This window comes from Pedobacter foliorum (genome assembly GCF_013266735.1).
Taxonomy (GTDB): Bacteria; Bacteroidota; Bacteroidia; order Sphingobacteriales; family Sphingobacteriaceae; genus Pedobacter; species Pedobacter foliorum.
The window spans coordinates 286,614-306,684 of sequence record NZ_JABSNU010000004.1 but is presented as its reverse complement, the minus strand read 5'-3'; the positions used below and the strand labels follow the sequence as shown (position 1 = coordinate 306,684).

At 37.8% G+C, this 20,071-nt stretch carries 18 protein-coding genes; 14 read left to right on the top strand and 4 right to left on the bottom strand.

The window, feature by feature from the left end; genetic code table 11:
- Positions 1 to 153: 153 nt before the first annotated feature.
- The gene (locus HQN83_RS11120) at positions 154 to 2,031 is read left to right on the top strand and encodes a M1 family metallopeptidase (RefSeq protein ID WP_173090410.1); all 1,878 of its coding nucleotides are present in this window, start codon (positions 154 to 156) and stop codon (positions 2,029 to 2,031) included.
- On the opposite strand, the gene HQN83_RS11115 is transcribed toward HQN83_RS11120, so the two are convergent.
- A complete protein-coding gene (locus tag HQN83_RS11115; RefSeq protein ID WP_173090409.1) occupies positions 2,026 to 2,952 on the bottom strand; it encodes a 2-hydroxyacid dehydrogenase in 927 nt (308 codons plus the stop codon). The genes HQN83_RS11120 and HQN83_RS11115 overlap by 6 nt on opposite strands.
- Before the next feature lie 29 nt (positions 2,953 to 2,981).
- Entirely contained in the window at positions 2,982 to 3,764 is a 783-nt protein-coding gene (gene rsmA / locus HQN83_RS11110) for a 16S rRNA (adenine(1518)-N(6)/adenine(1519)-N(6))-dimethyltransferase RsmA (protein WP_108206248.1), read from the bottom strand.
- 101 nt (positions 3,765 to 3,865) lie between these two features.
- Here rsmA and pdxA point away from each other — a divergent pair, with 101 nt between their 5' ends.
- The 13 genes from pdxA (at position 3,866) to HQN83_RS11045 (ending at position 17,371) form a co-directional block, all read left to right on the top strand.
- Complete coding sequence (gene pdxA / locus HQN83_RS11105; RefSeq protein WP_173090408.1) at positions 3,866 to 4,945, top strand: 4-hydroxythreonine-4-phosphate dehydrogenase PdxA; 1,080 nt, start codon at positions 3,866 to 3,868, stop codon at positions 4,943 to 4,945.
- Positions 4,946 to 5,021: 76 nt separating this feature from the next.
- Positions 5,022 to 5,558, top strand: coding sequence for a YceD family protein (locus HQN83_RS11100; RefSeq protein ID WP_173090407.1), 537 nt, complete (start codon positions 5,022 to 5,024; stop codon positions 5,556 to 5,558).
- A gap of 18 nt (positions 5,559 to 5,576) precedes the next feature.
- Positions 5,577 to 5,768: a 50S ribosomal protein L32 gene (gene rpmF / locus HQN83_RS11095; protein ID WP_048903635.1), complete on the top strand. Its 192-nt coding sequence runs from the start codon at positions 5,577 to 5,579 to the stop codon at positions 5,766 to 5,768.
- 98 nt (positions 5,769 to 5,866) lie between these two features.
- Positions 5,867 to 6,808 (top strand): phosphate acyltransferase PlsX, encoded by a 942-nt coding sequence (plsX, locus tag HQN83_RS11090; protein WP_173090406.1) that lies wholly within the window; start codon positions 5,867 to 5,869, stop codon positions 6,806 to 6,808.
- 9 nt (positions 6,809 to 6,817) lie between these two features.
- A complete protein-coding gene (locus tag HQN83_RS11085) occupies positions 6,818 to 7,807 on the top strand; it encodes a beta-ketoacyl-ACP synthase III (RefSeq protein WP_173090405.1) in 990 nt (329 codons plus the stop codon).
- 152 nt (positions 7,808 to 7,959) lie between these two features.
- A complete protein-coding gene (gene accB / locus HQN83_RS11080) occupies positions 7,960 to 8,433 on the top strand; it encodes an acetyl-CoA carboxylase biotin carboxyl carrier protein (protein ID WP_173090404.1) in 474 nt (157 codons plus the stop codon).
- Positions 8,434 to 8,554: 121 nt separating this feature from the next.
- Positions 8,555 to 9,895, top strand: coding sequence for an acetyl-CoA carboxylase biotin carboxylase subunit (gene accC / locus HQN83_RS11075; RefSeq protein WP_173090403.1), 1,341 nt, complete (start codon positions 8,555 to 8,557; stop codon positions 9,893 to 9,895).
- Between the two features lie 81 nt (positions 9,896 to 9,976).
- Positions 9,977 to 10,861: a twin-arginine translocase subunit TatC gene (gene tatC, locus HQN83_RS11070; protein WP_173090402.1), complete on the top strand. Its 885-nt coding sequence runs from the start codon at positions 9,977 to 9,979 to the stop codon at positions 10,859 to 10,861.
- Between the two features lie 40 nt (positions 10,862 to 10,901).
- Positions 10,902 to 11,342, top strand: a complete 441-nt coding sequence (gene rpiB / locus HQN83_RS11065; protein WP_173090401.1) for a ribose 5-phosphate isomerase B — start codon at positions 10,902 to 10,904, stop codon at positions 11,340 to 11,342.
- 44 nt (positions 11,343 to 11,386) lie between these two features.
- Complete coding sequence (locus HQN83_RS11060) at positions 11,387 to 12,985, top strand: M28 family peptidase (RefSeq protein ID WP_173090400.1); 1,599 nt, start codon at positions 11,387 to 11,389, stop codon at positions 12,983 to 12,985.
- 146 nt (positions 12,986 to 13,131) lie between these two features.
- Complete coding sequence (locus HQN83_RS11055; protein WP_173090399.1) at positions 13,132 to 14,520, top strand: LutB/LldF family L-lactate oxidation iron-sulfur protein; 1,389 nt, start codon at positions 13,132 to 13,134, stop codon at positions 14,518 to 14,520.
- A gap of 8 nt (positions 14,521 to 14,528) precedes the next feature.
- A complete protein-coding gene (locus tag HQN83_RS11050) occupies positions 14,529 to 16,511 on the top strand; it encodes an alpha-ketoacid dehydrogenase subunit alpha/beta (RefSeq protein WP_173090398.1) in 1,983 nt (660 codons plus the stop codon).
- A gap of 53 nt (positions 16,512 to 16,564) precedes the next feature.
- The gene (locus tag HQN83_RS11045; protein WP_173090397.1) at positions 16,565 to 17,371 is read left to right on the top strand and encodes a hypothetical protein; all 807 of its coding nucleotides are present in this window, start codon (positions 16,565 to 16,567) and stop codon (positions 17,369 to 17,371) included.
- Here HQN83_RS11045 and HQN83_RS11040 read toward each other — a convergent pair.
- Together HQN83_RS11040 and feoB are read right to left on the bottom strand one after the other, a co-directional pair.
- The gene (locus HQN83_RS11040) at positions 17,320 to 17,904 is read right to left on the bottom strand and encodes a SprT-like domain-containing protein (RefSeq protein ID WP_173090549.1); all 585 of its coding nucleotides are present in this window, start codon (positions 17,902 to 17,904) and stop codon (positions 17,320 to 17,322) included. The two genes, HQN83_RS11045 and HQN83_RS11040, sit on opposite strands and share 52 nt — an antisense overlap.
- Before the next feature lie 49 nt (positions 17,905 to 17,953).
- Positions 17,954 to 20,068 carry a ferrous iron transport protein B gene (feoB, locus tag HQN83_RS11035; RefSeq protein WP_173090396.1) on the bottom strand — a complete coding sequence of 705 codons (2,115 nt, stop codon included), beginning with the start codon at positions 20,066 to 20,068 and terminating at the stop codon, positions 17,954 to 17,956.
- Positions 20,069 to 20,071 lie beyond the last annotated feature (3 nt).

Here is a 20,071-nt window from a genome sequence, read left to right as displayed (position 1 = left end):
AAGACTACATGGGGTTCTAACCTACATAGTCTTGCTTCAATTAAAACGAAGATAATGGGGTAATACCACAAAAACAAATTATTGACCTAAAATGATGCAGTTATGAATAAAATAAGGCTATTTTTATATTTCCAATAAGTTAACTAGTATAAAATGAACACTTTAAAAGTACTATTCCTTTTCTTAATCACTTCATTTACAGTTAGTGGGCAAGAATTATATACACCACGAAATATAAAGAATGCTTACGACAAAGGAACCCGTTCATATGATGGCAATCCAGGTAAAAATTACTGGCAAAACCACGGAAAGTACGACATTCAGGTATCGGTAGACGAAAAAAACAAGATAGTTACCGGAAAGGAAACAATTACTTACACCAATAATAGTCCCGATACGCTAAAATCGGCAGCAATAAGATTTGTAAATAACATTCACAAACCTGAGGCACCGCGAGCAGGCTATGTTGTAGCCGATTATTTATCATCAGGATTAAAAATAAAATCATTTGCCATAAATGGCAAAACTCTTGAAGTGAACAGCTCAGGCTGGGGTACTGTTGCAAGTGTTGCACTTAAAGATGCATTACTCCCAGGCCAGTCGGCATCCTTTGAAATAGAATGGAGCTATCCTTTATCAAAATTAAGTGGTCGCGAAGGTCAAATAGACAACACCTCTCTTTTTGTTGCTTACGCTTACCCAAGGATTTCGGTGTACGATGATTACAATGGCTGGGACATGATACCTCATACCGATAGAACTGAGTTTTACAATGACTTTAACGACTATAAATTGGCGGTTAAAGCTCCTAAGAATTATGTGGTTTGGGCAACCGGCGATTTTTTAAACCCAGATGAAGTACTGGAACCTGAATATGCATCAAGACTTAAAAAATCTTACACTTCCGACGAGGTAATTCACATTGCTACTGCCGAAGAGATGAAAAAGGGCTCTGTAACCAAACAAAAGGATGGTAATATCTGGAAGTTTGAAGTCAAGAATATAAGTGATGTTACTTTTTCGCTAAGCAGTTCTTATGTGTGGGATGCGGCAAGTGTGGTGGTTGATAAAAAAACGAATAGAAGGGCTAGCGTTCAGGCTGCATATAATGAAGCTGCCAATGATTTTCCTCATGCTGTTGAATGGGGTCGACTGGCTTTAGATTGGTTTTCGAACAATTTACCGGGAGTGCCCTACCCTTTTTCAAAGATGACGGCTTTTCAAGGGTTTGCCGACATGGAATATCCAATGATGATTAATGACTCTAGCACTCCTGATCTTGAGTTTTCTCAATTTGTACTGAATCATGAAGTTGCTCATACTTATTTCCCCTTTTACATGGGCACCAATGAAACGCGCTATGCTTTTATGGATGAAGGTTGGGCCACAACGCTAGAATATTTAATAGGCCAACAACAGTTGGGTAAAGAAAAAGCCGCCGAGAATTATAAAAAGTTTCGAGTTAAAAAATGGATATCTGATCCTTCAACAGAAGAAGATCAACCGATTATTTCCATGTCTACACAGGTATCTGATGCCGGCTATGGGAATAATGCCTATGGCAAGCCCTCATTAGCCTACTTAGCACTTAAAGATATGCTTGGTGATGAAATGTTCGGAAAGGCATTACGCACCTACATGGATCGTTGGAACGGCAAACATCCTATTCCGTGGGATTTCTTTTATTCCATTAATGATGCTACAAAGCAAAACTTAAACTGGTTTTGGAACAGCTGGTTTTTCAGCAATAACTACATAGATCTTTCTATTGCAAAGGTTACCGTAAAAGGTAAAAACTATACCGTTTCTGTAAAAAACACAGGAGGGTTTGCTGTGCCATTTGATATAAAAATAACTTTTATAGATGGCAAGCAACAGCGATTACACCAAACTCCCATAGCTTGGAAAAACAACCGTAAGGAGACTTTTTTTGAGGTAAATGTAAATGCCCCCGTTCAATCGATTTCATTAGACGGAGGCATTTTTATGGATGCCAGCCCTGCTGACAATGTTTGGATACAAAAATTATAAGCTGCTTAGCTTCTCGGCAAGCACTTCGGATATTTTACGGTAAGAATCGAAAGTCCAACCGCCAACGTGTGGGGTTAGTATCACTTTGTCGGATTTAACTAGCTCCTGATACCAGTCCTGAGTTCCTAAAGCAGGGAATTTCTCTACTTCGAGTACATCCAATCCTGCTCCAAGTATTTTATTTGCTTTAATAGCATTTAAAACTGCTTTGGTATTTACCACCTCACCTCTGGCGGTATTGATGAAAAATATAGGTTTGCGGAAATGAAGCAAATACTCTTCATCAACCATTTGTCTGGTTTCTTTTGTTAGCGGAACGTGCAAGCTTAGCACATCGCTTTGCTTTACAATCTCTTCCATACTCACTTCTTTGGCGTAAGCATCCGTAAAGCCTGTTTTATATTTGTCGTACGCAATTACGTTAACATCAAAACCTGCCATTTTCTTTGCAAAGCTTTTGCCCATAAAGCCATAGCCTATTATACCTACGGTTTTACCTTTTAATTCATATCCGCGACCACCCTCTCTATCCCAAACGCCATTTCGCACTTCAACATCTGCTTTGCGGAAGTTGTTCATTAGCGATAGCAACAGACCGGTAGCGTGCTCTCCTACGGCATCCATGTTCCCTTCTGGAGCATTTAGCAGTTGGATATTTCTTTCTTTTGCAAAAGCCTCGTCTATATTATCTAAGCCTGCACCTGCTCTTGCCACAAACTTTAGCTTAGTTGCGGCACTTAAAAGTTCTTTATCAATTAAAAACTTTGTACGAACAGCTATTCCGTCGTATTCAGCAATTATAGCAAGTGTTTCAGCTCTTGTAATTAACGGCTGATCATTTACTTCGTATCCTATTGCGGTGGCACTTTCTTTAAATGCCGGATGCAAATCGTCAACTATTAATATTTTCCCTTTGGTCATTATTAGAATTCTATTTATGCGGAGTCAGTTTATTTAGTAAGAAAAGCCAAGTGCTGTGTAAGCTCTATAAAACTTGCAACAGACAACTGCTCGGCACGCTTATCAAAAAACGGATGATCATCCATTTTATCTTTAGGCACAACACCTGAAAGTGCATTACGCAAGGTTTTTCTACGTTGATTAAAGCCTGCTTTTACGGTTCGCCAAAAAAGCTTTTCATCACACGGCAGTGTTTCTACATTATTTCGGCTAAGTCTGATTACTCCTGAATTTACTTTTGGAGGTGGATTAAATGTACCCGGTTTAACAGTAAACAAGTATTCAATATCGTAATAAGCCTGAATCAACACACTTAAAATACCGTAATCTTTAGTACCTTCTTTAGAAGCACAACGCTCCGCAACCTCCTTTTGAAACATCCCCACCATTTCAACTACATGTTCTCTGTTTTCAAGAATCTTGAACAAGATCTGAGAAGAAATGTTGTAAGGGAAATTCCCGATGATGGCATACTTAGCAGGAAAAATCTCTGAAAGATTTAATGCCAGGAAATCTCCATTTATTAGCCTATCACCTAGCTGAGGGTACTTTTCTTTCAGAAAATGATACGACTCTACATCTATATCAATAAGGAAAGTTTCCAAATCTGTTCGTTCTAATAAGATATCTGATAAGATTCCCATTCCCGGCCCCACCTCAAGTACCTGCTTGTACTTATCTGTATGAATAAGGCCATTTACTATTTTTGCCGCAATCTTTTTATCTGTTAAAAAATGTTGCCCTAAATGTTTTTTTGCCTTTACCAAACTCATATCCTGATCTATTAAAAGCTGCAAAATAAGTAAAGTTTTACTAGTATCGGACTAACATTAAGGTGAAATTCTGTAATTTGCGCTAAATTTTCTATTTGGATATGAGCAACAAAATTAAAATCGGTATAAGTATAGGTGATGTAAACGGGATAGGATTAGAGGTTATTCTTAAAACCTTGTCCGAAAATCGTATCCTTGATTATTGTACGCCTATTGTTTACGGCCATACTAAAGTTGCGTCTTATCATCGCAAAGCATTAGGATTAAGTGATTTTGTTTTCAACGTGATCACTAGTGCTGATGCGGCTAATCCAAAAAAAGCTAACCTGATTAATTGCTGGGAAGAAGATGTAAAGATAGATTTAGGAGTTTCTAATGAAACAGGCGGTAAATATGCCTTGTTATCTTTAGAAAAAGCAACTGATGACCTGATTAATGGAAACATTGATGCATTGGTAACTGCTCCAATAAACAAACACAATATACAATCGGATACTTTTAATTTTCCGGGCCATACAGAATACCTGCAAGAACGCAGCGGCAGTGATGATGTGCTGATGTTTTTAATAAGCGAAGACATTCGTGTTGGTGTTGTAACAGGACATATTCCTATTACTGAAGTATCGAGCAGCATTACCAAAGACAAGATTGTAAAGAAATTGGTGATGATGAATGAGAGCCTGAAAAAGGATTTCTGGGTAGAAAAACCAAAAATTGCAGTTCTTGGGCTTAATCCACATGCAGGCGACAATGGTTTGTTAGGAAAAGAAGAAGCAGATATTATTTCACCTGCAATTCAGGAGGCTTTTGATAAAGGAGTGATTTGTTTTGGGCCATATCCTGCAGACGGTTTTTTTGGCAATGGTGGTTACAAACAGTTTGACGCTGTATTGGCAATGTACCATGACCAGGGCTTGATTCCGTTTAAAACAATTGCTTTCAGTACAGGGGTTAATTATAGTGCAGGTTTAAAAATTGTACGCACCTCCCCTGACCATGGAACAGGATATGATATTGCAGGAAAGAATCTTGCTGATCCGACTTCATTTATCGAAGCTGTTTTTGCCGCAACTCATATTGTAAAAAACAGAAGAGAACAGGAAGAATTATTAAAAAATCAACTACGCAGTGGTGGAAAAATTATAGAAACTGCTGCAGATATGAAAGATGACGCAAATTAAGAGGATTTTATTTTTCAATAACATTTTAGAAATGTCAAATTAATTCTTACATTTGCGGGCTAAAATTTTGTTACAATTGAAACCATTAAAACAATTTTCGATCCCCTTTACAGGCTTAAAAATTGGCAAACATCAGTTTGACTTTGAGATTGATAACAGCTTTTTTGATGCTTTTGAATACTCTTTAGTAAAAAAAGGTGATTTAAAAGCTAGTGTTGAATTAGACAAACAGGAAACAATGCTAATTTTACAGATCCATATTGAGGGAACTATAATTTTAGACTGCGACAAATGTTTAGCCGAATTTGCAGCACCAATAAATATACAAGAAAGGCAGATTGTAAAATTTGCTGAAGATGAGTTAGAGAGTGATGATCTGGAGATCATTGTTCTGAATAAAAAAGAAAGTGAATTAGATATATCTGAGGTTCTTTATGAATTTATCACTGTATCTGTCCCTTATATAAAAATCTGCGAGCAGAACGGCGATGGCCAGAAATGCGACCAGGAAATGATAGCAAGATTGGAAAGTCTTTCTGTCGGAACACAAAACGAAGAAGAAGAACAACAAGATGATGACCCACGTTGGGCAGCATTAAAAAAATTAAAATAATAATTAAATAAATCAGCAATGGCACATCCAAAACGCAAGATTTCTAAAAGTAGAAGAGATAAAAGAAGAACACACTATAAAGCAGAAGCTCCTTCTTTAGCTACTTGTCAAACAACTGGCGCAATCCACACACCTCACCGCGCTTACAACGTTGATGGTAACTTGTACTACAACGGTAAATTAGTTATTGAAAACACCTCAATAGGTTAATTTTCTGAAAAATAGTTTGTGTTTTAAGTCTTTGAAAGTTTAACTTAGGGACTGGAAACAAGGGTGATTTTACCTTATACACAAACTGATTTTTTACTATGAAAATAGGTCTCGATATAATGGGCGGAGACTATGCTCCTAAAGCAAATGTTTTAGGAGCAATAGCTGCCCATCCATTGTTATCTCCAGGTGAGCAAATAGTGCTTATTGGAGATACGCAGCAGATAAAACCTTTACTCTCCGAAAACGGATTTGATCCGAGTCTCTTTGAATACGTTCATACCGAGGAGGTAATAGGTATGGGTGAACATCCCACTAAGGCTATCGTTCAGAAGCCTAATTCCAGTATTTCTATAGGTTTTCAATTACTTAAAGAAGGTAAACTTGATTCATTTGCTAGTGCAGGTAATTCGGGAGCCATGCTTGTTGGTGCCGTTTTTAGTGTAAAAACTATTCCCGGAATCATCAGACCATGTCTTTCTACGTTTTTACCCAAGCTCAGCGGTGGAGTAGGTTTAATGGTGGATGTAGGTGCGAACGCTGATTGCAAGCCGGATACTTTATTACAATTTGGTGTACTTGGAAGCTTGTACGCAGAAAATGTAATGGGTATTAATAACCCAAAAGTAGCCTTGATGAACATTGGTGAAGAAGATGAAAAAGGAAATATGCTGAGTTTAGCAACTTTCCCTTTGATGAAAGATACCAATTTGTTTAACTTCATAGGTAACGTAGAAGGACGCGACTTATTTAACGATAAGGCCGATGTTGTTGTTTGTGATGGCTTTACTGGAAATGTAATGCTTAAACTTGCAGAATCTTTCTATGTGTTAACTTTAAAAAGAGGTTTAAAAGATGAATTCTTTGACCGCTTTAATTACGAGAACTACGGCGGAAGCCCGGTTCTTGGAGTAAATGCTCCGGTTGTTATAGGACACGGAATTTCTAGTCCAACGGCTGTAAAAAATATGATATTACAGTCGAGAGACATGATTACTACAGGCTTGGTAGGCAAAATACAGGCCGCATTTAATAATTAATATCAAAAAATGAGTAAAATTCATGCTGCGATTACGGCTGTTAATGGCTACGTTCCCGAATACGTGCTTACAAACAAAGAGCTAGAATCGATTGTAGACACTACGGATGAATGGATTACATCCAGAACAGGCATAAAAGAGCGCAGAATACTAAAAGGTGAAGGTTTAGGTACTTCAGATATGGCAGTTCATGCCGTTAATGGATTACTTAAAAAACGTGGAATTAGTGCTGAGGAGATTGAATTGATCATCTTCTGTACAACTACACCGGATTTACCTTTCCCTGCCTCTGCTAATATTTTGGCAGACAAAATTGGAGCAAAAAATGCATGGGGTTACGACCTTCAGGCTGCTTGCTCCGGTTTCATTTATGGTGTTTCAACCGGAGCTCAATTCATTGAATCTGGTAAGCACAAAAAAGTATTGGTAGTAGGAGGCGATAAAATGTCTTCCATCATTAACTATCAGGACCGCACTACTTGTATTATTTTTGGTGACGGCTGTGGCGCTGTACTTTTAGAACCAAATGAAGAAGGTTTCGGAGTTATGGACTCTATCCTTAGAAGTGATGGTTCCGGCAGACAATTTTTACACCAGAAAGCTGGTGGTTCTGCAAGACCAGCATCACACGAAACAATTGACAACAATGAACATTCTGTTTATCAGGAAGGTCAGGCAGTATTTAAATTTGCTGTAACTAATATGGCAGATGTTGCTGCTGAAATCATGGATCGTAATAACCTTACATCAGAAGATGTAACCTGGTTAGTGCCTCATCAGGCTAATAAACGCATTATTGATGCTACGGCTTCGAGAATGGGTGTTGGTTCTGAAAAGGTGATGATTAATATTCAGCGCTACGGTAATACTACAAATGGTACCATCCCATTATGTTTATGGGAATGGGAAAGCCAATTGAAAAAAGGGGACAACATTATACTTGCTGCTTTTGGCGGTGGTTTTACATGGGGTTCAGTTTATTTAAAATGGGCATATTAATTTTTTTAACCAGAATACAACTTATAGATTGTTAAGTCGTTATGAGTCACGTTTATTGATTTTTTGAATGCGGCTCATAATGATTATTATAATAATTAATCATAACTTAGTTAATTCTAAAACACATTGTTTTCTTAAAATAACACCAAAAAATGGATATCAAACAAATTCAGGAACTTATTAAATTTGTTTCTCGTTCGGGCGTAAATGAAGTCGCTATTGAGCAAGAAGACTTCAAGATAACTATTAAAACAAATCAGACCCCAACAGTTGTTCATGCTACTGTTCCAGCTCCAGTTGTTACGTCTGCAATCCCTGTAGCTGCAGCTCCACAAGCGGCGGCAGCTCCGGCAGCATCTGCACCTGCAGCTGAGGATACTTCAAAATACATCACTATAAAATCTCCAATGATTGGAACGTTTTATCGTTCATCAAGTCCTGATAAACCGTTGTTCGTAAACGTTGGTGACGAGGTTTCTACTGGTAAAGTGATCTGTATTATTGAAGCAATGAAATTATTCAATGAAATAGAAAGTGAAGTTTCTGGAAGAATCGTAAAAGTACTTGTTGATAATGCATCACCAGTAGAATACGATCAACCGTTGTTTTTAGTAGAACCAATTTAATCCGTCATACTGAGTTTTAGTACCTGCTAAAGGTATTGAGATAAAGTGCGTAGCATTCTTGAAGACAAAAAATCAATAAATACTACTCCTGAAAATTCAGGATGACGAAAAGGAAAAATATATGTTTAAGAAAATATTAATTGCCAACAGGGGCGAAATCGCTTTGCGAATTATTCGTACCTGTAAAGAAATGGGCATTAAAACGGTAGCCGTTTACTCTACTGCTGACAGAGAAAGCTTACACGTACGCTTTGCTGATGAAGCTGTTTGTATTGGGCCGCCACCAAGTAAAGATTCTTACCTGAGCATTCCTAACATTATATCTGCTGCTGAATTAACTAACGCAGATGCAATTCACCCAGGTTATGGATTTCTATCGGAGAATGCTAAATTCTCTTCAGTTTGCCGTGATTACGGGATTAAATTTATTGGTGCAACACCTGAGCAAATCAACTCAATGGGCGACAAAGCGTCGGCTAAAGAGACAATGAAAAAAGCTGGTGTTCCTACTATTCCCGGATCTGAAGGTTTACTTGAAAGCGTTAAAGAAGGTATAGTAATTGCCAACGAAATGGGCTACCCTGTTATCCTAAAAGCAACTGCCGGTGGTGGTGGTCGCGGGATGCGTGTGGTATGGAAAGATGAAGAGTTCGAAAATGCTTGGGATAGTGCAAGACAAGAATCTGGTGCTGCCTTTGGCAACGACGGATTATATTTAGAAAAATACATTGAAGATCCACGTCATATCGAGATCCAGATTATTGGTGATCAATATGGTAAGGCTTGTCACTTATCTGAGCGTGATTGTTCAATCCAACGTCGTCACCAAAAACTTGTTGAAGAGGCTCCATCTCCTTTCATGACTCCTGAGTTAAGAGAGAAAATGGGTGAAGCTGCTATCAAAGGTGCGATTGCCGTACAATATGAAGGTGCTGGTACTATAGAATTTTTGGTAGACAAACACCGCAATTTCTATTTCATGGAAATGAATACCCGTATTCAGGTTGAGCATCCGGTAACAGAAGAAGTAATTAACTACGATTTGATCAAAGAACAAATTAAAGTAGCTTCTGGAGTTCCTATTTCAGGTAAAAACTATATGCCTGATATGCATGCTATTGAATGCAGGATTAATGCTGAAGATCCTTTTAACAACTTCAGACCTTGTCCTGGTAAAATAACTAATTTCCACTCTCCTGGAGGTCATGGTGTTAGGGTTGATACTCACGTTTATGCTGGTTATCAAATTCCTTCTAACTACGACTCTATGATTGCTAAATTAATCTGTGTTGCACAAACACGTGAAGAGGCAATTAGTACTATGGAGCGTGCTTTAAGTGAATTTGTTATTGAAGGTGTAAAAACTACGATACCTTTTCACTTAAAATTGATGAAAGATCCTAACTTTAGAGCTGGTAATTTTACCACGAAGTTTATGGAAACCTTCGAATTTTCAGAATAGAAAAAACTATTTATAAGATTTAAAACGTAAATACCATTCTGAATAAAATAGAATGGTATTTTTGTTTTACAAATAACGTACATGAGTGAGAATAAAAAAAGGGACCTTATTGGTGCTATAAAAGAAAAAGGGAAAACATTAGAGGCGGAAATGTCTTTCTTTGACCACATTGACGTACTTAGAAAGCACTTATTGCGCGCATTAGCTGTTGTTCTTGTACTAACAATTGGAGCATTTTACTATACTGATTTCATTTTTAATACGATCATTATGGGACCAAAAAATCCCAGCTTCTGGACATATCGTATGATGTGTAAGCTGGTTGAAAGGTTTCCGTCTATAGGTCCAGAATTTTGTATTACAAAAATTGATGCAAAAATCATCAATACTGAAATGGCCGGACAGTTTACGCTTCAGCTAAACTCGTGTGTAATGGTCGGTATTATACTAGGTATCCCCTACTTACTATTTGAAATATGGTTGTTTATAAAACCAGCGTTGCATGACAACGAAAGAAAATCTGCAAGTGGCTTTGTAGCATTCGCTTCATTTCTATTTTTCTTAGGTATACTATTTGGATATTATATTATTTGTCCATTATCTATCAACTTCCTAACTAATTTCACTGTAAGTCCTGAGATTCAGAACACTTTTACTATTGATTCTTACCTTTCATCGGTAATGACGTTAACACTTGGTTCGGGAGTAATTTTCCAGTTACCGGTTATCATCTTCATCTTATCGAAACTTGGTGTGATGACTCCTGCATTTATGCGGGCAAGCAGAAGATATTCAACAGTACTTATTTTAATAATAGCAGCTGTAGTTACTCCTACTGCTGATCCGTATACCATGCTTATTGTAGCGCTTCCATTATTCTTACTGTATGAGTTGAGTATATTTATATCAGCTAGCATTGAGAAAAAAAGGAACAAAGATATTTATGGGGTAGCCAAAGTAAAATAAGCTTAGTAAAATATTATAATAATTATAACATCGTTTAAAAATGTCAACAGATAAAAAGATAAAAATTGCAATAGGCGCAGATCACGCTGGTTTTGAATATAAAGAGCTATTAAAATCATATTTAGCAGATTTTGAAGTTAAAGATTTTGGAACTCATTCAAGTCAATCTGTTGACTATCCTGATTTTGCTCATCCAGTAGCTTCTGCAGTGGAAAGTGGAGAATACGCTTTTGGTGTTTTAGTATGTGGGAGTGCTAATGGTGTTGCAATTACTGCAAATAAACACCAACAAGTAAGGGCGGCAATTTGCTGGCTTAATGAACTGGCTGCACTTTCAAGACAACATAACAATGCAAATGTTTTGTGTATCCCTGCCAGATTTGTATCTGAAGATCTTGCAAAAGAAATGACAACCACCTTTATTAATACTCCTTTTGAGGGCGGTAGACATGAAGGAAGGGTTGGAAAAATTTCCTGCTAAGCATCTGTTCAAAGAACAAAATCTAAAAATCTAATCGAGCTGACATGAAAAAACACCTTTTATACTCGAGTTTCTTATTACTTATGGGTTGCAGTGCAGTTGCACAAAATAAGGACGCTATAAAATTTAGTCAAACCATTAACAAGGATAATGCTTATAAGCACCTATCAGTGTTGGCTTCTGACGAATATGAAGGCAGAGAAACCGGAAAAAAAGGAGGTTGGATGGCAGCCGACTATATTAAAGAGCATTTTAAAAGTATCGGTTTAAAGGCTCCTGTTGCAGGGGATTATTTTCAGCCAGTTGATATTGTATCTTACGGTCTGTCGCAGCTACTTACAGTAGATGGTCAACCGGCAGAGGCTTTGACTGATTTTTTCCTTATGCCTAAAAGTGTTTCGGCTAAAGGTTTTGCTTTTAATGCAAATAGTGTACTCTTTGCAGGCTATGGCTTAACCAAAGATGATTACAATGATTATGCAAACCAAGCTGTTGCTGGTAAAGTCGTAATGATTTTCAAATCTGGAGAGCCTGGTTCTCCTGCCCCTACTGCATCATTAAGGAATTCGAGCGCGGTAAATGCCAAGCTGAAATACCTGGTAGAACATAAAGCTCAGGCAGTAATCCTTATTGATCCTATTGTTGACAATATGCCTGAAAATATGAAAAGCTATCTCTTATCAGAGGATATGGCTTTGAAAAATAAGGAAACGATGGATCGTATGGATGTACCGCAAGCGATGCCGGTCATTACAATAGGAACTGCTCTCGCTAATAGAATTCTTGCTGGTGCCAATACCAATTTGGATGCACTTAAAAAGAAGATTTCTGACGGAGGAAAACCATCTCCCCAAGAAATAAAGATCAGTGTTTGTGCAAGCGCAAGTAAAGTAGAGAAAAAAGTTAAGTCAGATAATGTTTTAGGTTTTCTTGAAGGTTCTGACCCAAAATTAAAACATGAGATTTTAGTTATCACTGGTCACTATGACCACATCGGCATTACACCTGATGCTAAAGGTGATGATAAAATTAACAATGGAGCTGATGATGATGGCTCAGGAACTACTGGTGTTTTATTAATTGCCGAGGCATTTGCTAAAGCTAAAAAAGCTGGAAAAGGCCCTAAGAGGAGTATCCTGTTCATGACTGTTACCGGTGAAGAAAAAGGTTTGCTAGGCTCTGAATGGTATTCTGAAAATCCGGTATTCCCACTGAAAAACACCATTACCAATTTAAATATTGACATGATTGGTCGTGGAGACAAAGCCCACGAAAGTGATAATAACTTCGTTTACATTATTGGTTCAGATATGTTAAGTTCTGATCTTGACAGAATTGGTAAAAAGGCGAACAAGACTTATGTCAACATCAATCTGGATGAAAAATATAATAATCGCACTGATCCTAATCAGTTCTATTACCGCTCAGATCACTATAATTTTGCCAAGCATGGCATTCCGGTAATATTTTATTTTAATGGTGTGCATGATGATTATCATATGCCAGGAGATGAGGTTAGCAAGATCGATTTCCCTATGCTTGCAAAAAGAGCAAAACTTGTTTATTTTACTGCCTGGGAACTTGCAAATGGCTTAAAGCGCCCTACTGTAGATAAAAATGAAGACGGTACGCCTAAGTTGTAAGATTCAAATTACATTTTTTAATGAATACTTGCTTAGTTTTATCTAAGTTTGAAACAAACATGATTCAAAAACAGGGAAAAATAGTTTCAAGCCTTTAAAAGGCTGCTTCTGAGAATTGAATTGGTAAATAAAAACAGGTGAAGACGATGGATATATCAGAGGATTTTTTGGAGAAGGCAGATGAGAAAGCCTTCGATTTAGGACATCGTAAAATTATCAATCATAACATAGGCAAGTATAATGTTGCTGTTGAACGTGGCTTATCCAAATTTGAGAATTTAGAAAACTCAAAGAAAAAAGCACACGTAATTAAATGGCGCGTTATGGAGAACCTGGATAAATTTTTACCAGAGTTTGAGTCTAACTTCCAACGCAGAGGTGGTAAAGTAATCTGGGCAAATGACGTAAATGAGGCTCAGAAAGAAATACTGAACATCATTAAAAAGAACGGTGGAAAAACGGTTATAAAATCAAAATCAATGACCACAGAAGAAATTCATTTAAATGAATTTCTGGAAAAGAACGATATTGAATCACTGGAAAGCGATCTTGGGGAATATATAGTTCAATTACTTGGTCAGCCACCCTACCATATAGTAACACCAGCAATGCACTTAAGCAAAGAAGACATTGCTAAATTATTTCACGAAAAGTTTGGTACCCCTCTTGATTATACACCTCAACAACTTACGCAAAAAGCTCGTGAGCTATTAAGAGATAAATACTTAAAAGCTGATATAGGAATTAGTGGCGGAAACTTTTTAATAGCTGACACTGGTAGTATTGCATTAACTGAAAATGAAGGTAATGCAAGGTTATGTACAACTTTCCCTAAAATCCATATTGCAATTGTAGGTATAGAAAAGGTTATCCCTTCGATGGCAGATCTGGATCTGTTCTGGCCGCTTTTGGCTAGCCACGGGACCGGACAAAACCTAACGGTTTACAATACAATTTTGAGCGGACCAAGACGCGGAGAAGAAACCGATGGCCCGGAAGAAATGTACGTGATCTTACTTGATAACGGACGCACCAATTTATTGGCTCAAAAAGAACAGCGCCAAGGTTTATACTGCATTCGTTGTGGTGCTTGTCTTAATGCTTGCCCGGTTTATAAAAACATAGGTGGTCATACTTACAATACTACATATAGTGGCCCAATTGGTTCTATCATTACGCCTCACTTGAAGGGCATGAAGGACTTTAAACACTTAAGCTATGCCTCAAGCCTTTGCGGAAAATGCTCTGAGGTATGTCCGGTTAAAATAGACATCCATAAAATGCTGTTGCTTAATAGAAGAGATGCAGCAACTCAACATGACAATAGTAAAGCTGAAGAAATTGGCTGGAAGATTTGGAATGTCGGGATGTTAAAACGATCGAGGATGGACTTTCTTAACGGAAAGATCAAAAACTTCTTCCTCAAAAACTTATTTAGAAAGATCTGGGGCAAATACCGTTCTATGCCAACAATAGCTCCAAAGTCTTTTGCCAAACAGTGGGACGAAAAAAACAAGGAATCTAAAAACTTATAACTGTAAGCATGACCTTCGACCGAAAAGACAAAAGTGACAGCGCATTATTAGATTTCTACAAGCGTTTACTTTATCCAAGAATGGTCGAGGAAAAAATGCTCATACTGCTTCGTCAGGGTCGTATTGGCAAATGGTTCTCAGGAATCGGTCAGGAAGCAATTGCCGTAGGTAGTACTATGGCAATGGAAGCTCAGGAATACATCTTGCCTATGCATAGAAATCTTGGTGTATTTACTACCCGGGATATACCGTTACGTAAGCTAATGGCGCAATGGCAGGGCAAAATTACCGGATTCACTAAGGGCAGGGATCGTTCCTTTCATTTTGGAACCCAAGACTATAAAATCATAGGTATGATATCTCATCTAGGCCCGCAAATGGCACTTGCAGATGGAATTGCCCTTGCTGATTTAATAGAGAACAAGGAACATGCAACTTTAGTATTTACCGGAGAAGGCGCTACCAGTGAGGGTGATTTTCATGAAGCGCTAAACGTTGCTGCTGTATGGAATTTGCCAGTTATCTTTCTTATTGAAAATAATGGTTACGGTCTCTCCACCCCTATTAATGAACAATTTAAATGTAAAGATCTTGTAGATAAAGCTATCGGCTACGGAATTGAGGGCATCCAGATAGATGGGAACAATATTCTTGAGGTGTATGACACTCTGAATTCAGTTGCAAGTTCAATTCGGAAAGAACCAAGACCAGTCTTAATTGAGTGTCTAACATTTAGAATGAGAGGCCATGAGGAGGCTTCAGGCACCAAATATGTCCCTCAACAACTATTTGATGAATGGGGTGCCAAAGACCCTCTTAAAAACTTTGAACGGTATCTACTTGACCAAGCAGTTCTTACAGATGATTCCATTAAAGAAATTAAAACCTCATTTAAAATCGATATTGATCTGGAGGTCGAACGTGCATTTCATGATCCGGAACCAGTAGCCGATTTACAAACGGAGCTGGAAGATATGTATTCTCCATATCGCTTTGAAGCTGTAGCGCCTACTCCTACTGAACCACCTAGAGAAATGCGCTATCTGGATGCTATTACCGATGGCTTAAGAATAGGTATGGCAAAGCACAAGAACCTTGTTTTAATGGGCCAGGATATTGCCGAATATGGAGGTGCTTTTAAAATCACCGATGGTTTTGTAAATGAGTTTGGGAAAGCCAGAGTTAGAAATACCCCTATCTGCGAATCTGTTATCGTTGGCGCAGGATTAGGACTTTCAATAAATGGTTACAAAGCTGTTGTAGAAATGCAATTTGCAGATTTTGTTACTTGTGGTTTTAATCAGATTGTTAATAATTTGGCTAAAACCCATTACAGATGGGGAGAAAAAGCTGATGTTGTAGTTCGTATGCCTACAGGGGCAGGAACTGGCGCAGGTCCTTTCCACTCGCAAAGTAATGAAGCTTGGTTCACTAAAACTCCGGGATTAAAGGTGGTTTACCCGGCCTTTCCTTATGATGCAAAGGGGCTGTTGCTCGCTGCAATAGATGATCCAAATCCTGTAATGTATTTTGAGCATAAATACCTTTATCGAAGTTTGAATGGCAATGTACCAACCGGGTATTATAATATCGAGATTGGGAAAGCCAATATTCTAAATCATGGCACACAAATAGCCATAATAACTTATGGACTAGGTGTTCATTGGGCGCTTTCTTTTCTTAGCGAAAATCCTGAGATTTCAGCCACTTTAGTAGATTTACGAACTTTGCAACCTTGGGATAAAGAAACTGTTGCTGCAACTGTTAAAACAACAGGCAGAGCACTTATTTTACATGAAGACACACTAACATGTGGGTTTGGAGCTGAGTTAGCGGCATGGATCTCGGAACATTGCTTTAGACATCTTGATGCTCCGGTTATGCGTTGTGCAAGTGCCGATACAGCTATCCCCATGAGTAAAACGCTGGAAGATAGCTTCCTTGCAAAAAGCCAATTGGCCGATACTGTTAAACGTTTGTTAGCTTACTAAATTAACTTGGCATGATAATGGTCTGTTACTTAGGCACAAGCTAAGTTAATGGTATGAAGTTATTACATCTATTTTTCCTGCTCCCTATAGCTATGATTGGTTGTAATCAGGGCCCAAAGCATCCCCAGGCAGATCTCATTAACGCACGCATTGGCGCGCCTATGACTGAGGCCAGTATACTACTTTATGCAGATTCCATTGACGCAACCCTCAATACTTATGAAAAGAATACCAGTCTGGTTTATCAACTTGGACAAGCAACTATGTATATAGAAAAATATAGCTGGAACGGCAAACCGGTACTATATTCTCAATATAAAAATGATGAGGGGATAAGTAACCAAGTAAGAAAATACTATTTTAAAAACGATAGCCTGATTTTGTTGAAAGATGGTACAAAATTAGCCAAACAAGGAGTAAATACTTTTGAAGACGGCCGTACTTACTTTAGAAATAACATTCCATTTAAAGAAGAATCTCGTACTTCGTCTGATTTCTCTTTACTCAAAAAAGAACCTTTCCAAATGAGAAAGAAAAGCACTTCCGATCAAAACGAATATAGTCAGGATATTAAATTGCTAAACGACGCGATAATTGGAGCTAATGAGTTTGACTTAGTCTTCGATAATATTATATCTGCTCCTGACGAGCGTTATATACTTTTAAAAAGTAAAATTGCAGGCGGTTACAGCGCAAGTATTTTAATAAAAGATACTGATAATCTAGTAGATAGCCTACTAAAAGTCCCGTCAGTTTTTAGAGATAAAAAGCTGAATATAAAGTGGGAGATAAAGGACAAAGAAGCGATTTATGTACCCGTAGCCGTTAATGTTACTTCTGCTAATGGGTTAAAAAGATAAGTATTCCCATTATCTAGGCAAACACAACGGTATCTCTTTCTAAGTCGCTCTCCTTTCTTAAACTGTCTGCCATCTTTTATACTAAACACTGTATTAATAGGCAGCTCTTCTAAACGGGAAACATTTAGTAACAAGTCATATTTTTTTAAAGCTCTTGATAACTTTAGGTCGGTACAACTTGCGGCTGATGGGTTATTTAAATAGCTAACAATGGCAGACTGTACATCCTCCGGAAAAATATTCTGATCAATAAATGGCACCATCATTCGCTTAAAATTGCGTTTCCATTCATCACCGTGAGGCTTTACCTTATTCTTATGGTCATTCCAGGTTAGTAAATGAGCAAATTCATGAACGGTGGTTACAAGAAATGCATAAGCATTAAGATCATTGTTAACTGAAATCTTATGGCCTGCTCCTTTAAAAGGGTGTCTGTAATCGCCTAATTTTGTTGCCCTGTTTTTTGAAATCTTAAATTCACACTGAAAATAATCTATCCACCGGGCTATAATCGGAGCCGCAGCGTCAGGCATATATTGTGCTAAGATATTCTCCTTTTTCACAAAGGCCAAGATAATTAAATTACTTTAAAAGTTGGTAAGCGATCAAACTAGCTACATATGCCATTCCTGTCATATACACGATTTGAATAACCGGCCACCTCCATGATTTAGTTTCTCTGAATACAACTGCTACAGTACTCATACACTGCATTGCAAAGGCATAGAACAACATCAAAGAGAATGCAGTAGCAAATGTAAACACAGGCAAGCCGGTATCAGGATCTTTAGCACCACGCATTTTATTACGGATGGTGGCAACTTCTCCATCATTATCAACACTGTAGATAGTAGCCATTGTTCCTACAAAGGCTTCCCTTGCTGCAAAAGAGGTAATTAATGCAATGCCAATTTTCCAATCAAAACCTAAAGGTTTTATAGCGGGTTCAATTACATGCCCTAAAATACCGGCATAAGAGTTCTCAAGCTTCTCTGCGGCCCTATCTCTTTCCAATGTACTAATTTGCACACTATCTTTTTGCGCTTCTATAGCGGCGTATTTATCATCAATTTCTTTGAACCTTTCAGATGGCCCATAAGTTGCAAGTACCCAAAGGATAATAGAGATAGCAATAATCACCTTACCTGCTTCAAAAACAAAAGTTTTTGATTTCTCATACATGGTATAAATCACATTTGACCATCTAGGCATTCTGTAGACAGGAAGTTCCATAATGAAATATGATTTCTCCTTTGCCTTTATTAAGAACTTCATTACAAATGCCACAAAAACCGCAGCTAAAATACTAATGACATACATCCCCATAAGGGTAAGGCCTTGCAAATTCAGAAAACCCCAAACCATTTTTTCGGGAACTACCAATGATATTAATAAAGTATAAACAGGTAATCTGGCTGAGCAGCTTACCAACGGCGCAACCATAATAGTAATAATACGATCTTTCCAACTCTCGATATTACGGGCGCTCATTATGGATGGGACAGCACAAGCTAAACTCCCTATCATTGGCACTACAGATTTACCGCTTAATCCAAACTTTCGCATGATCTTATCCATCATGAAGGTAACACGCGCCATATAGCCTGTATCCTCCAGTATAGATATAAAAGCAAATAAGATTGCTATCTGAGGTATAAATATCATTACACCACCCAAACCGGCTAATACTCCATCTAAAAGAAGATTAGTTAGAATACCGTCCGGCAAATGTTGGTGACCATATTCAGTAAGCCAAACAAAACCATATTCAATTAACTCCATTGGGTACGATGACCAGGAGAAAATAGAGTTAAAAATAAAGAATAGAATGCCAATAAAAATAAGGAAACCCCAGAACTTATTGGTCAGCACTGAATCGAGTTTGTCACTAAAAACAAACTTTCTTGCAGCTCCTGTATCTTCTACTACTCCACTTAAAACAGTACCAAGATATCTATAACGGGCAATAGTTTCTGCAGCCTGTAGTTTAGAAGATTCAAAAGCATGCTCAGTTTTAATCTTCTCAAATGCTTCATGTTCCTGAGCAGAATAGGTATTAAGGTGCTCATGTTGATGTAGTATTTGTAAAGCAAGGTAGTTGTTTTCAGTTTTTACCTTGGCTTTAACCAAATCAATGGCTTCTGGTGCTAATACGCGTACATCTGCTCCTTCTACCTGAGTAGCGATAACCGTAGTATTATTAATAGCCTCTTTAAGCTCAGTTAATCCTGAATTGCTTCTTGCAGAAATTGCAACTACTTGTATACCTAACCTTTCAGAAAGCTTATTGATATCGACATCAATACCTTCCTTTTTGGCCATATCGGTCATGTTAAGCGCAAGAACCAAAGGGACACCTAAATCTGCTACCTGAGAATAAAGCAATAAATTTCTTCGAAGGTTTGTTGCATCTGCTACCAGTACAACAATATCAGGATGGCTTGAATTATTTTTATCGGCAAGAACCTGAAATACTATGCTCTCATCTTTACTTTTAGGGTATAAACTATAAGTACCAGGTAAATCAATTATCTCAGCCTGTCTGTTATTGGACAGTTTACAATAACCAACTTTCTTATCAACAGTAATACCGGGAAAATTTCCGATCTTCTGATTTAATCCCGTAAGCAGGTTAAAAAGTGTAGATTTCCCTGTGTTGGGGTTACCAACTAAAGCAATTTTAATATTTTTTACCAAAAC